Raw genomic sequence first — 13,063 nt, forward strand, 5'->3', positions numbered from 1 at the left:
CGGGGAGGTAGCGAATCTTATGGAAGCAGTGGGCAGAGGATGCCGGTTCGATGGCGACCATCGGCCGGGCGAGGTTCCGGACGAGTTCATTTCGGTGCTGTACAAGGATTTCCGGGATACGTTGTTCGGGCAGGTGATGTACCTGACGGGCCATGATCAACAATGGACGGAAGACGTGGTCCAGGAAACACTGATCCGCGCCTGGCAGCATTCGGACACGTTGAACCGCGAGCCAGGAATGTTGCGCGGCTGGCTGCTCACGGTCGCCAAGCGGATCGTGATAGACGGCTGGCGAAACCGGCGCGCCCGGCCACAGGAGGTCGAGCTGGACAGTTCCGAAAACGCCGAAATAGCGGACCGGACCGAACAGTCACTGTCCGCACTCGTCATTTCCGAAGCACTGCGTTATCTGGACGGCAAATATCAGGCCGTCATCTACGAGACGTATCTGACCGGGCATACGGTCCGGGAGGCGGCGGTGATATTGGGGATCCCGGAGGGAACGGTCAAATCACGGCTGTACGCGGCCATGAAGACATTGCGACGGTCGTTAGGAGAACTGGGGTCCCGATGAGGAAGCGAAAGGTGAAACACACCGATGTGGCGGCGTACGTACTCGGCGTGCTGGACCGCGCCGAGGCGCACGCCTTCGAGAAGCATTTGAAGGGCTGCGCGCGATGCGGACGGCAGGTCGCGGAATTCGCGTCGGTGGAAGACGCGCTGGCGAAGGCCGATCTGCGCTACCTGTCCCCCGTCGCCGCGCGATGTCGCGGCCGGCTGTCGATGATCACGGCCAACCTCGTCGTGGTCTTCCTGGCGTGCGTCGTCGCGGCCTTGATGTCGTCGCAACGATCGTCCCGGCGGATCTCGTCGGATGCGGACATCCCGGCTCCTGCTCCCCTCGACGACCAGCGATCACTCCCGTTACCGCTTACATGCGAGTAGTCTGCCGCAAGCCGACACGAAGGTCTCTACGGTGCATACCGAAGTAAATCCCGAGAGTCCCTTCGGCGGGCCTTCGGTACCGAAGCGCCGCGCCGCCGGGTTACTGGGTCGAGATGGCGAACTCGACACGATCACCGGACTGCTCCGCGCCGCCCTGCGGGGCCGCGCCGTCAGCGCGGTGGTGGTCGGCGAGTTCGGGATGGGCAAGTCCTCGATGCTCACCGCGGCCGGTGAGCTCGCCGAAGCGGCCGGGTTCACCGTCGCGATCGCCACCGCGTCCCGGCTGGAAACCCACCTGAGCGGCGGCGTCGGCCGTCAGCTGGTCGAAGGGCTCACCCACGCGCCCGCCGAACCCGGATCGCCGCGGCCGCGCACGCCGCACGCGGCCGAAATCCTGCCGGATCACCCTCCCCGGACCGAACGGGAACAGACGGAGGCGCTCGACGCCTTCTTCCGCATCGTCCGGCACGCCGCCGAGCAGGGGCCGGTCTTCCTCGGCATCGACAACATCCACCTCGCCGACCCGTGGTCGATGCGCTGCCTCGCCTACATCCGGCACCGGGTCGAGCAGTTGCCGGTGGTGGTCGTGCTGACCTCGCTGATCGGGCATCTGCAGACCGGTGAGGTCGCCCTGCTGGAGATGTCCGGCTGCACCCCGGCGACCATCCGGCTGCGCGGGCTCGGGACCCGGCACGTCGCCGAATTCCTCCAGGTCTCCGTCGGACGGTTCGCCGAGGAATGCCGCGAGGTCACCGGCGGCAACCCGTTCCTGCTCGGCGCGCTGCGCCGCCGCCTGGTCCCGGGGATGGATCTGGACACCGCGGGCTCGGCGATGATCGGCGAGGTGCTGCGGGTCCGCATGCACGAGTACACCGCCGCGCCGAAAGTGCTCGAAGCCGTCGCGATCCTCGGCGAGGACGCGAGTTTCGACCTGCTGGCACAACTCGCCGGGGTCGACGAGAGCACCGCTCTGGAGGCCATCGACACGATGGTGCGCGTGCACCTGCTGACCAACAGCCACCGGCCGTCGCTGACCTACCGGTTCGTCCGCAACTCGGTGCTCGCCGACATGCCGCTCACCACCAGGGCCGTCACCCAGTCGCGGGCGGCGCGGCTCCTGCACGACGCGGGTGCCGCGCCGGAGCGGGTCGGCGTCCATCTCCTGGAGGCGACCGCGATCAGGATCCCTTGGGCGGTCGACGTCCTGCGGCTGGCCGCCCGGCATTCCGTGGTCGAGGGCGACCCGGAGCTGTCCGTCCGGTTCCTCTCACGCGCGCTCGAAGAACGGCTCAGCGAACGCAAGCGGATGGCGATCCTGCTTCAGCTCGCGCACGCGGAATTCCACTGCGACCAGGATTCGGCCCCCGCCAGGGTGCGCGAGGCCATCGACCACATCGACGACCGGGAAACCGCGGCCTTCGTCGCGACGGCCATGATCCTTTCCCTGTGCTGCGGCCCGGACGCGCGGCTGGCGATCAACTCCGCCGGCCAGTTCGCCGCGCGGCTCGACGCGGGCGGGCCCGACGCCGTCTGGCCGCTGCTGTGCATGACCTATCTCGCCGAAGCAGGCAGCAGACTCGGGCCACCGCCGGACTTCCGCGACTTCGAACGGCAATGGGCGCCGCTGAACGATCCCGCCTCGCGGCAGAGCCGATCCGGTCTCCTCGCGCTCGACACGGTGCGCGGCGGAGAGTCCTCGGCGAACGCCGTCCGGCATTTCGGGGAGGCGTTGTCCGGCGAGCAGCCCGAACTGTTCGAGCAGCCGTACTTCTTCACGCTCGCGACGGCCGCCCTCGCCGACGAACCCGCGCTCACCGACAAGCTCTGCCAAGTGCTCGACACCGAACGCCTGCCGTGGGACTTCCACGTGCCGAAGGGCGCCCTCGCCACCCTCGCCCGCGGGATCGCCCTGCAGGCGGGCGGAGACCTGGTGCGGGCGAGTGTCCACTTCGAATCGCTGGTGCGGCAGTTCGACGAACGCGGGGTCACCAGCCGCTGCCCGATCGCGGTGCTGTGCGCGGCGAGGCTGATCGAGGTCTCGGTCGACCTCGGCCGCCACGACGTCGCCAAAGCGCTGCTGGATCGCGTCGATTTCGGGGCCACACAAGCACTTTTCACGCACAACTACCTGCTCTACGCCCGAGGCAGACTGCGTGCGGCCACCGGTGAACCGGAGCTCGGGTACGAAGATCTGCGCGGCTGCGGCCGCCGTCTCGAACACCACGGCATGCGTTTCCCCGGCTTCGCGCCTTGGCGGGCGCACGCCGCCCGCACCGCGCTGGCGCTCGGCCGTACCGACGCGGCGGCCCGGCTCGCGGAGGAGGATCTCGAGGCCGCGGAACGCTGGGGAGCGCCCAGGATCCTCGGCGGCGCGCTGACCACGGCCGGTCTCGTCCGCGAGGACGAAGAGGGCGAACGCCTGCTCACCAGGGCCGTCGACGTGCTCGGCGGGTCGACCGCGAAACTCGCGCTGGCCGAGGCGCTGACCGAACTCGGCGTGCTGCAGGCCCGGCACGGGCAGGCCGAAAAGGCGGTCGGCACGCTGCGGATGGCCGCGCAGTCGAGCAAGCATTGCGGGGCGCGACCGCTCGCGAGGCGGGCCGCGGAGGCGTTGCGGGACGCGCGGACGAGTCTCGCGACGGCGAAGGACAACGAACACGGTCTCACCAAACAGGAATACCGCGTCGCGCTGATGGCGTCACAGGGTCTCACCAACCGGGAGATCGCCGAAGCACTGCACCTGACCCGCCGCACCGTCGAACTGCATTTGTCCGGGGCCTACCGCAAACTGGGCATCACCGGACGCACCGAATTGGGTTCCGCGCTCGGGCGGTCTCAGCGCGTGGACACCGATTGACGGTTTCCGGGGGCGGCGGGTTCACTCCGCGGCATGCCGGGAATCGAATCCGAACCACTTAAATTCGCCTATTGGGTCCCCAATGTGAGCGGCGGTCTGGTCACCAGCGACATCGAGCAGCGCACCGACTGGGGATACGAGTACAACCGGGATCTCGCCGTCCTCGCGGAGAACAGCGGCTTCGAGTACGCGCTGAGCCAGGTCCGCTACACGGCCAGCTACGGTGCCGCCTACCAGCACGAATCGACCGGGTTCAGCCTCGCGCTGCTGCTCGCGACGCAGCGGCTGAAGGTGATCGCCGCCGTCCATCCAGGGCTGTGGCATCCCGGGGTGCTCGCGAAGTTCATCGCCAGCGCGGACGTGATCTCCGGCGGGCGCGCGGCGGTCAACGTGGTCAGCGGCTGGTTCAAGGACGAATTCACGAACCTCGGCGAACCGTGGCTGGAACACGACGAACGGTACCGTCGTTCGGAAGAATTCATTCGCGTGCTGAAGGAACTCTGGACGAGCGACCACGCCGAATTCGCCGGCGATTTCTTTCGGATCCACGATTTCGACATCAAACCCAAACCGGTCGGGCGGCCGCATCCGGAGATCTTCCAGGGCGGCAACTCCACCGCCGCGAGGAAGCTCGCGGGCCGGGTCTCCGACTGGTACTTCAGCAACGGCAAGGACTTCGACGGGTTCAGCGAGCAGGTCGAAGAAGTCCGCGGCTACGCGGCCCAGAACGACCACGCCGTTCGCTTCGGGCTCAACGGTTTCGTGATCGCGCGGGAGACCGAGAGCGAGGCGAAGGCCGTGCTGCGCGAGATCGTCGAGAAGGCGAACACCGAGGCGGTCGAAGGTTTCCGCGGCGCGGTCAAGCAGGCGGGAAGCTCCACATCGGACAAGAAGGGGATGTGGGCCGACTCGGAGTTCAAGGATCTGGTGCAGTACAACGACGGCTTCCGCACCGGGCTCATCGGCACGCCGGAGCAGATCGCGGACCGGGCGATCGAGTACAAGAAGCGCGGGGCGAACCTGCTGTTGCTCGGCTTCCTGCACTACCTGGAGGACGTCGAGCACTTCGGGAAACACGTGCTGCCCGTGATCCGGGAGAAGGAAGCCGCCCTCGACCGCGTTTAGTCCTCTGAATGCGGTGGGCCGCATTCAGAGGACGAAATGCGGGCGTTTACGGGAGGTAGACGGTCTGGCCCGGGTGCATGGTCGGGCCGCAGTCCTTGAGCGGCCCGCCGAAGCGCGCCTTCTCCACGTCCGGCATGGTCTTCGCGGCGTAGTCCCGGACGGCCTTCAGCTTCTCGGGGCTGGAGACGGCGTCCTTGCGCACGAAGTCGCCGTTGCGCGGCCCGCTGCCCGGGTACACGAAGATCGGCTCGTAGTCGCGGTCGATCCGCGGGTCGACGGTGATGCCGTTGCCCGCGGCCCACGGGCCCCACGAGTGGATGAAGGTCGGCTTGACCTTGTCGAACACGTAGTCGCGCAGCCCCGGCAGGTCGCCCTTCTTGAGGAAGTCCGCGACGTCCGCCTCGACCAGCCCGGCCATGTCGACCAGGTGCAGGCGGCTGGTCATCGACGAGCCGCCGAGGTCCGGCAGCAGCAGCGACGCCTGCTGGAGGCCCAGGATGTCGGCCATGGTGTTGAAGCCGCGGCCGAAGCGGTCGGCGATGAGGCACGCGGGCACCGTCGGGACTTCTTGGAACTTCTTCGACGCCGACGCGAAACCCATCCCGGACGGGATCGCGGCCGCGACCAGCACGAGCACCACGACGGTCCGCAGCGCCGCCCGCGAACGGCGCAGGAGTTCACCGGCGGCCAGCGTTCCCGCCAGCACCGAGAGGATCCAGATCGGCGTCGCGAAACGGTGCTGGCCCATCCAGTCCGGGACCATCACGCCGTAGGCGATGATGCCCAGCGCCAGCGGCACCAGCAGCGCGATCAGCGCGCGCCGCCATTCCGCGCGGACCAGCGCGTACCCGATGGTCAGGGCAAGCAGGATCGTGCCGGCGACACCGGCGTAGCCGACCAGCTCGAACGGCTGCTTCAGCGCCGAAAGCCCGGGCAGCCCCTGCCCCTTGGCGATGGACGGGTTCGCCAGCAGCCTGCCGAATTCCGCGATCCGCCAGGCGAGGTACGCCCCGAACGGGATCGCGAACGCGACCACCGACACCACGACGAACTTGATGCTCTGCCCCAGCAGCGGCTTCCGCAGCTGGAACAGGACGACGAGCGGGTACGCGCCGCCGTAGATCAGGCCTTCGGGGCGGGTCAGCGCGGCGAACGCGACCAGCACCCCGGACCAGACGGCGACCTTCGCGGTGAGCAGGGTGTCCTTGCGCACGGCCACGAACAGCAGCACGGCGAGCCACGCGACGGCCATCCCGAACAGCGAGTTCTCCAGCCCGGAGATCGTCCAGATGACGAACGACGGGATCGCGGCCAGCGTCAGCCCGACGACCAACGTCGCCAGCCAGGCGAAGCGCGCGAAGATCTGCTTCGCCGCGATGTGGCAGGCGGCCAGCGTTCCGGCGGTGAACAGGAGCCCCAGCAGCTTCGGGAACAGCACGTAGTCGGGTAGGCCGAACAGCATGCCGCTGTCGAAGACGCCGACGAGCTTGCCGAGCGCCAGCATCACCAGCCACGTCGAGTTCGACCAGCCCTCGACCGAGGGCTGCCCCGGCTGCAGCACCGGGCCGAGGCCGTCGGTGAAGCTGCGCGCGTAGGAGAAGGTGATGGCCGCGTCGTCGACGATCCAGTGGCCGTAGAGGGTGGCGTGCCAGGCCAGCGCCGCCACTCCGGCGAGGACCGCCAGGTACGGTGCGACACGGGCGGCCAGGCCACGACGGGCCGGCGTCTCCGCCGGATCGGGCACGCCTTGTTCGGAAGCTTCGCTGAGTGCGCTCGCCGTCATGTCCCCGTCTTTGCCTTTTCGCTCACGTGCCGTCGCCGAAACTGTAGCCAATACCCCATCGGCCGCCCGCGACACGTCATATCCAGGCGTGATCCGCGCCACAATCTCCTGGCTAGGAGAGGTGCGAAATGTCGTTCACCAACCGGACCGAGGCGTTGCCGTCCGGGTAGAACTCGACGATCGACAGCGAGGCCAGGTCCAGGTGCAGGCGGAACAGCAGCGACGGCCCGGCGTCCAGGCCCATCCGCAGCAGCGCCTTGATCGGCGTGACATGGCTGACCAGCACCAGCGTCCGGCCGCCGTACTTCGCGATCAGCTCGTCGCGGGCCTTACGGACCCGCCGGTGCACGCCGTCGAAGCTCTCCCCGCCCGGCGCCGCGATCGAAGTGTCGGAAAGCCAGCTGGTCTGGAATTCGGGGTCGCGGTCCATGGCCTCTTTGAAGGTGAGGCCCTCCCACTCGCCGAAGTCGGTCTCGATCAGCCCGGGGTGGGTCTCGACCCGGCCGCCGAGCGCGTCCGCGATCGCCTGCGCGGTCTGCTGGGTGCGGATCAGCGGTGAGGCGATGATCGGCGCCGCCTCGCCGTCGACGACCAGGCCCTCCATCGCGCCGAGGCGTTTCGCGGCGGCGGCCGCCTGCTGCTTGCCGTGCTCGGTGAGGGGTACGTCGCCGCGGCCGGAGTACCGCTTCTCGACCGACATCGCCGTCTGGCCGTGCCGCACGAGGAGCAGTTTGGTCGGGGTCCCGGTCGCGCCGGTCCAGCCGACGGGGCTGACCCTGTCCTGCTTCACGGTCTTCTTCGGCGCTTCCGCCTGCTTCCCCGCGTCCATCGCCTCGTTCGCGAGGCCGTCCGCGTGGGAGTTCTCCGCACGCGGGATCCACTCGTAGCGCACGCGCGAGAACCGCGCCGCCAGCTCCTTGGCTTCGGCGTTCAGCGGCTGCATCGACGGGTGCTTGACCTTCCAGCGCCCGGACATCTGCTCCACCACGAGCTTCGAGTCCATCCGGACGTCCACTGTGGACGCTCCGAGCTCGGCGGCCGCGGCGAGCCCGGCGATCAGGCCGCCGTACTCGGCGACGTTGTTGGTCGCGATGCCGACGTAGGCCTTGCGCTCGGCGAGCACCTCGCCGGTGGCCGCGTCCTTGACGACCGCGCCGTACCCGGCGGGCCCCGGGTTGCCCCGCGAACCTCCGTCGGCCTCGACGAGCACGTGGTCGGTCACAGGCCGGACTCCAGGGTGCGCACCAGGATGGCGCCGCAGTTCTCGCACTGGATGACGTTGTCCTCCGGGGCCGCCTTGATCTCGGCGATCTCGCGGCGGTCGATGTCGAGCTGGCAGGCGCCGCAGCGGCGGGCCCGCAGCAACGCCGCGCCGATGCCCTTGTGCGCGCGGACCCGCTCGTAGAGCTTCAGCAGGTCTTCCGGGAAGCGCGGCAGGAGCTTGGCGCGGTCTTCGTCGCGGCGTGCCTTGGTGGTGTCGAGGTCGGTGAAGTGCTCGTCGCGGCGCCCGATGGCTTCGGCGACCTCGCCCTCGGCCTTCGCGACCTCGGCGCTGGTGCGCTGGGCGTCGAGTTCGAGCGCCTCGCGGCGTTCCATCAGTTCGAGCAGGTCGTCCTCGAGCGCGGACTGACGCCGGCTGAGGCTGTTCAGCTCGTGCTCGATGTCGGTCATCTGCTTCGCCGCGACGGAACCGGATTCGAGGAGTTTGCGGTCGCGGTCTCCGCGAGCGCGCACCGACTCGATCTCCTTCTCCTGACGGGCGATCTCGCGGTCGAGGTCGGACGCCGCCGTCTGGACCGAGACCAGCGCGTCACGTCGTTCGCGCACCGTCTTCTCGCCCGCGTCGATCTCGGCGATCTCCGGCAGGGTGCGGCGACGGTGGGCGGTACGCGAGAGTTCCGCGTCCACCTTCGCGAGTTCGAGCAGCTGGCGCTGGACGGCGGGGTCGGCCTTCACGGTGCTCCTTGGAGTTCTTAGTGCTCGGTTCGGGTGGCCCGTAGCGTCCACGGGTCGGTGCACCGCGTGGAGACGTGAACGTCGACGTTACCCGCAAACGCGGCACGGACGACGCCCGAGGCTTGCTCGCACCACGGCCACTCGCTCGCCCAGTGGGTGACGCCGACCAGGGCGGGGACTTCGGCGATGTCGGCGAGGTGCTCGCCGGCGGGATGATGCCGGAGATCGGCGGTGACGTACGCGTCGACCCCGGCGGCGGTGGCCCGCTTGAGATAGCTGTCGCCGGAGCCACCGGAAACGGCCACGCGGCGGATCGGGCGATCCGGGTCGCCCGCGCCGTAGACGCCGGGCTCCGTGCGGGGCAAGGCGTTCGCGACGCGTTCGACGAAGGCGGAGAACGGTTCGGGCGCGGGCAATTCACCGATGCGGCCGATGCCGGTGACGCCGTCTTCGCGGGGATCGAGCGGCCCGAGGACGGTCAGGCCGATGGCGTCGGCCAGCGCGTCGGAGACGCCGGGGGACGCGGAATCGGCGTTGGTGTGCGCGCAGTAGAGGGCGACACCGGCCCGGATCAGGCGGTGCACGAGGCGCCCCTTCGTGCTGTCCGCCGGCACGCCGTGGACTCCGCGCAGCAGCAGCGGATGGTGCGCGACGATCAGCTGCGCGCCCCCGGCGATCGCCTCGTCGACGGTCTCGTCGACCGGGTCGACGCAGAACAGGACCTTGTCCACGTGCTCGGCCGGGTCGCCGCAGACGAGTCCGACGGCGTCCCACGATTCGGCGAGTTCGGGCGGATACGCCTGCTCCAGGGCGGCGATGACTTCGGCTAGCGCGGGCACCCGGGGATTTTCGCATGTAGCGTTTCCGGGCATGCGACTTCGGGTGCTCTGTGCTGTTTCGCTGCTTCTCGTGGTGTCACCCGCGCCGGCATCGGCGTCTCCAGGCCTTTGGGAACTGACCGACCTGGCCGCTCAGCGCGTCCAGATCGCCGACAAGGTCGCGGCCGCGAAGTTCGGCACGCCGTCGCCGATCGACGACCCGGTGCGCGAACGGCAGATCCTCGACTCGATGGCCGCGAAGGCGCCCGGCCTCGGTCTCGACGCCGACAGCGTGGTGCGGTTCTTCCGCGACCAGATCGAGGCGAACAAGGTCGTGCAGCGCGGCCTGTACGCGCGGTGGACCGAGCACCCCGGCACGCGGCCGCCCGGGCGACCCGATCTGGGGACCGAGGTGCGGCCGGTGATCGACCGGCTCAACGCGGGGCTGCTCACCGAACTCGCGGAGACCCGGGACGCGCGGGCGCGGCGGTCGTGCGATGCGCGGCTCGCGGTCACGGTGCGGCTTGCCGACGCGCGGCGTGGGCTGGACCGGCTGCACTCGGGGGCGCTTTCGGAGGCCGTGCGGTCGGCGTGTTCACGCTCCTGACCTGCGGATGGGGAGCAAGGGACCTTTGCTACCACTTGGGCCAGGGACGTCGCTGACCTGCGGAAAGAGAGCAAGGGACCTTTGCTACCACCCCGGCTCAGTCCAGGGCCTTCGCGTCCTTGTTGATCGCCCAGCGGCCGGCCGCGCGCATCACGCGCCCCGTCCACAGCACCGCGCGATAGGCCTTCGTCGCCTGATCGGCGACGTCGGGCCGGACGACCTGGTACGGCGCGACGGACGCGCTCGACCGGAGGTGCAACGGCATCCTGGTCATCGCCTCTTTCGGCGATCTCGCCTGGACGAAGTGGTGCTCCGACAGGATCCGCCCGACCTCGTAGGGGTGCGGAAGCTTGACGGTGATGCGGTACCAGCGGAGCCCGGTTGCCGGCGACTCGACGCTGGGTGTTGGTGCGCTCATACGCGACCTTCCTGCGTGTTTCTCTCCAGGAGGTCTACTCCCGCTTCGTCCCGGCTTTCCAGCTTCGCGCGCCCGGTAGCCGTTCGGAGCCGGTGAGCGGTCGATCTCCGTCGGCCTTCACACTGATCAGGTGCTGCACATCGTCTTCGTCTGTTCCGGCAACATCTGCCGTTCCCCGATGGCCGAGCTCGTCTTCCGCGCGAAGGCCGAGGAGGCGGGTCTCGATCACCTCGTGCAGGTGTCCAGCGCGGGCACCGGCGGCTGGCACGTGGGCGAGGCCGCGGACAAGCGGGCCCGCGCGAAGCTCGCCGAACACGGCTACCCGACCGGCCATGTCGCGGCCGAGGTCGACCGCGGACATCTGGCCGCCGACCTGCTGCTCGCGGCGGACGAAGGACATCTGTCGTTCCTCCGGCGCAAGGTGTCGGACCCGGCGAAGGTCCGCCTTCTGCGCGAGTTCGATCCGTCCGCGCCCGAGGGCGCCGAGGTCCCGGACCCGTACTACGGCGAGGACGACGGTTTCGAGGACGTCCTCGGCATGATCGAGCGGGCCGTTCCGGGCCTGCTCGACTGGGTGCGCGCACACGCCTGAGGCCGACCGCTTACCGTGGTGGGGTGCGGTTGAAGTTCCTGCTGAAGCCCGGGTGGCTGGCATTGACGTTGGTGGTGTTCACCTTCGCCATCACTTGCTTCACCCTGCTGGCGCCATGGCAGTTCTCCCGCAACACCGAACGCGAGCACCAGAACGCGGCGCTGCGGGAGTCGTTCTCCGGGCAGCCGCGCTCGCTGGAGGAGCTGCTCCCCAACGGCGCCGTGCCTGATCAGCGCACCGAATGGCACCTGGTCGCGTTGAAGGGCACGTACCTGCCCGAGGGCGAGGTCGTGGCCCGTCTGCGCTCCGTACAGGGCGAAGCGGCCTTCGAGGTCCTAACTCCGTTCCGGACCGTCGAGGGCACGATCGTGCTGGTGGACCGCGGGTACGTCCGGCTCGACGACAAATCGCGCGCGCTCCCCTTCGCCCCGCCCCCGGCCGGAACGGTCGACATCGTCACGCGCGCACGTCACGACGAGAAGGACGGGAAGAACCGCGACGCCTTCGCCGACGAGTCGACCGGCGGGAAGCTGCAGAGCTACGTCGTCGATTCGCAGGTCGTCGCGCGGGCCGCGAAGCTGGACATCCGTCCGGGTTATTTCCAACTCGACGTGAACCAGCCCGGCGTCCTAGGCGCGCTGCCACTGCCGCAGACCGACGCGGGACCGTTCTTCTCCTACGCCCTGCAGTGGATCGCGTTCGGCGCGATGGCGGTGATGGGGTGGCTGTACTTCACCGTCCGCGAGCTGAAGCCGGGCGGCGCGCTGACCACCGAGCGGCCGCAGCGGCGCAAAAGCGTCGCGGAGATGCTGGCCGAAGACGAACGCTCCGAAGTGGCCACCTGATTCGACCCGAAAATGGACCTTTCGCAGGTCCATTTCGCGTGTTCGGCTTCGAGCATGCTGATTCACCCGTGGGACGCCGCCCACGACGACGCCGAATGGCGGGCCTGGCTCTCGACGCACGATTTCGGCCAGCTGATCGCCGGCGGCGTGGGCCGTGACCTGCCGATCGTCAACCCGGTGCACTTCGCCTATGACGGTGACCGAACGGTCCTGCTGCACCTCGCGCGCCCCAATCCGGTCTGGCCGCTGCTGGAGGAACACCCGCGCGCGCTGCTCGCGGTGATCGACGAACACACCTACATCCGCTCCGACTGGAACACCCCGGCCGACCCGCCGCACGGTGTGCCGACGTCGTACTACTCGTCGGTCCAGCTCGAATGCGACGTCCGGCTGATCGACGACGCCGCGGAGAAGGCCGCGCTCCTGGACCGGCAGCTCGCGCGTTTCGAGCCCGGTTCGGGCAGGGCGGCGGTGAGCGCGACCGAGGCGCCGGACAAGCGGCTGCTTCCCGGCATCCGCGGGGTCGAGCTGACCGTGACCGGGGTGCGGGCGAAGTTCAAGTTCGGCGGGAACAAGCAGCCGGCCGACCGGTCACGGATCGACGCCGAGCTCGCGCGACGCGATGGGCCGATGGACGCAGGGGCGCGGGCGCGGTTGGCTCAGCGGGAGCGGTAGCAAAGGTCCCTTGCTCTCTTTCTGCAGGTCAGTGGCCTGGTGGTAGCAAAGGTCCCTTGCTCCCCCTGCTCGAGGACTGTGTGGATTTCGGGTCACCCAACGCAACAAAATCCACACAGTCACCACGCGAAGTAAGGGGTGTGTGGATATAGGGACACTCAACGTCCCTATATCCACACACCCCCGACCCAAGTGGCAGCAAAGGTCCCTTGCTCCCCGCCCGTCGCGCAGCCAGGACCGCCCGCGGTCACTGTGTGGATTTCGGGACATCTAACGTCCCAAAATCCACACAACCCTCCGCGGTAGCAAAGGTCCCTTGCTCTCTTTCCGCAGGTCAGGGGCCTGGTGGTAGCAAAGGTCCCCTGCTCCCCCTGCTCGAGGACCGTGTGGATTTCGGGTCACCCAACGCAACAAAATCCACACAGTCACCACGCGGAGTAAG

The 13,063-nt window shown here is 68.9% G+C and carries 13 protein-coding genes; 8 read left to right on the plus strand and 5 right to left on the minus strand.

Annotation, left to right across the window (positions count from 1 at the left end):
* The first annotated feature begins 19 nt into the window (after nucleotides 1–19).
* Genes AJAP_RS33275 through sfnG form a run of 4 tightly spaced genes read left to right on the plus strand, consistent with a single transcriptional unit; the run spans nucleotide 20 to nucleotide 4,927 of the window.
* Nucleotides 20–574, plus strand: a complete 555-nt coding sequence (locus AJAP_RS33275; protein WP_037331979.1) for a sigma-70 family RNA polymerase sigma factor — start codon at nucleotides 20–22, stop codon at nucleotides 572–574.
* An 11-nt stretch (nucleotides 575–585) separates the two neighbouring features.
* Complete coding sequence (locus tag AJAP_RS33280; protein ID WP_228694700.1) at nucleotides 586–945, plus strand: zf-HC2 domain-containing protein; 360 nt, start codon at nucleotides 586–588, stop codon at nucleotides 943–945.
* A 31-nt stretch (nucleotides 946–976) separates the two neighbouring features.
* Entirely contained in the window at nucleotides 977–3,802 is a 2,826-nt protein-coding gene (locus AJAP_RS33285) for a BREX system ATP-binding domain-containing protein (RefSeq protein WP_038518878.1), read from the plus strand.
* Between the two features lie 33 nt (nucleotides 3,803–3,835).
* Nucleotides 3,836–4,927 (plus strand): dimethylsulfone monooxygenase SfnG, encoded by a 1,092-nt coding sequence (gene sfnG / locus AJAP_RS33290; protein ID WP_038518881.1) that lies wholly within the window; start codon nucleotides 3,836–3,838, stop codon nucleotides 4,925–4,927.
* Nucleotides 4,928–4,973: 46 nt separating this feature from the next.
* On the opposite strand, the gene AJAP_RS33295 is transcribed toward sfnG, so the two are convergent.
* The 4 genes from AJAP_RS33295 to AJAP_RS33310 all read right to left on the minus strand — a co-directional run bounded on the left by AJAP_RS33295 (nucleotide 4,974) and on the right by AJAP_RS33310 (nucleotide 9,505).
* Nucleotides 4,974–6,710, minus strand: a complete 1,737-nt coding sequence (locus AJAP_RS33295; protein ID WP_038518883.1) for a hypothetical protein — start codon at nucleotides 6,708–6,710, stop codon at nucleotides 4,974–4,976.
* Between the two features lie 112 nt (nucleotides 6,711–6,822).
* Complete coding sequence (locus AJAP_RS33300) at nucleotides 6,823–7,932, minus strand: bifunctional RNase H/acid phosphatase (protein WP_174492060.1); 1,110 nt, start codon at nucleotides 7,930–7,932, stop codon at nucleotides 6,823–6,825.
* A complete protein-coding gene (locus AJAP_RS33305; RefSeq protein WP_038518885.1) occupies nucleotides 7,929–8,666 on the minus strand; it encodes a zinc ribbon domain-containing protein in 738 nt (245 codons plus the stop codon). The genes AJAP_RS33300 and AJAP_RS33305 overlap by 4 nt, the downstream gene beginning before the upstream one ends.
* 17 nt (nucleotides 8,667–8,683) lie before the next feature.
* Nucleotides 8,684–9,505 carry a Nif3-like dinuclear metal center hexameric protein gene (locus AJAP_RS33310; protein ID WP_038518888.1) on the minus strand — a complete coding sequence of 274 codons (822 nt, stop codon included), beginning with the start codon at nucleotides 9,503–9,505 and terminating at the stop codon, nucleotides 8,684–8,686.
* Nucleotides 9,506–9,536: 31 nt separating this feature from the next.
* Between AJAP_RS33310 and AJAP_RS33315 the strand changes: the two genes are divergently transcribed.
* Nucleotides 9,537–10,091 (plus strand): chorismate mutase, encoded by a 555-nt coding sequence (locus AJAP_RS33315; RefSeq protein ID WP_038518890.1) that lies wholly within the window; start codon nucleotides 9,537–9,539, stop codon nucleotides 10,089–10,091.
* A gap of 97 nt (nucleotides 10,092–10,188) precedes the next feature.
* Here AJAP_RS33315 and AJAP_RS33320 read toward each other — a convergent pair whose 3' ends face one another.
* On the minus strand, nucleotides 10,189–10,509 hold the full coding sequence (locus AJAP_RS33320) for a hypothetical protein (RefSeq protein ID WP_038518892.1): 321 nt from the start codon (nucleotides 10,507–10,509) through the stop codon (nucleotides 10,189–10,191).
* Between the two features lie 130 nt (nucleotides 10,510–10,639).
* Between AJAP_RS33320 and AJAP_RS33325 the strand changes: the two genes are divergently transcribed.
* Genes AJAP_RS33325 through AJAP_RS33335 form a run of 3 tightly spaced genes read left to right on the plus strand, consistent with a single transcriptional unit; the run spans nucleotide 10,640 to nucleotide 12,621 of the window.
* Complete coding sequence (locus tag AJAP_RS33325) at nucleotides 10,640–11,101, plus strand: low molecular weight protein-tyrosine-phosphatase (RefSeq protein ID WP_037331995.1); 462 nt, start codon at nucleotides 10,640–10,642, stop codon at nucleotides 11,099–11,101.
* Between the two features lie 23 nt (nucleotides 11,102–11,124).
* Nucleotides 11,125–11,946 carry an SURF1 family cytochrome oxidase biogenesis protein gene (locus tag AJAP_RS33330; RefSeq protein WP_038518895.1) on the plus strand — a complete coding sequence of 274 codons (822 nt, stop codon included), beginning with the start codon at nucleotides 11,125–11,127 and terminating at the stop codon, nucleotides 11,944–11,946.
* Between the two features lie 54 nt (nucleotides 11,947–12,000).
* Entirely contained in the window at nucleotides 12,001–12,621 is a 621-nt protein-coding gene (locus AJAP_RS33335; protein WP_038524369.1) for an FMN-binding negative transcriptional regulator, read from the plus strand.
* The last annotated feature ends 442 nt before the right edge of the window (nucleotides 12,622–13,063 follow it).

The organism is Amycolatopsis japonica, from assembly GCF_000732925.1.
Classification (GTDB): domain Bacteria; phylum Actinomycetota; class Actinomycetes; order Mycobacteriales; family Pseudonocardiaceae; genus Amycolatopsis; species Amycolatopsis japonica.

What these genes read in the sequence shown, in the direction of transcription:
- AJAP_RS33275 (WP_037331979.1), top strand. Translation starts at nt 20, where the DNA reads ATGGAAGCAGTGGGCAGAGGATGCCGGTTCGATGGCGACCATCGGCCG.
- sfnG (WP_038518881.1), top strand. Translation starts at nt 3,836, where the DNA reads ATGCCGGGAATCGAATCCGAACCACTTAAATTCGCCTATTGGGTCCCC.
- AJAP_RS33295 (WP_038518883.1), bottom strand. Translation starts at nt 6,710, where the DNA reads ATGACGGCGAGCGCACTCAGCGAAGCTTCCGAACAAGGCGTGCCCGAT.
- AJAP_RS33315 (WP_038518890.1), top strand. Translation starts at nt 9,537, where the DNA reads ATGCGACTTCGGGTGCTCTGTGCTGTTTCGCTGCTTCTCGTGGTGTCA.
- AJAP_RS33320 (WP_038518892.1), bottom strand. Translation starts at nt 10,509, where the DNA reads ATGAGCGCACCAACACCCAGCGTCGAGTCGCCGGCAACCGGGCTCCGC.
- AJAP_RS33335 (WP_038524369.1), top strand. Translation starts at nt 12,001, where the DNA reads ATGCTGATTCACCCGTGGGACGCCGCCCACGACGACGCCGAATGGCGG.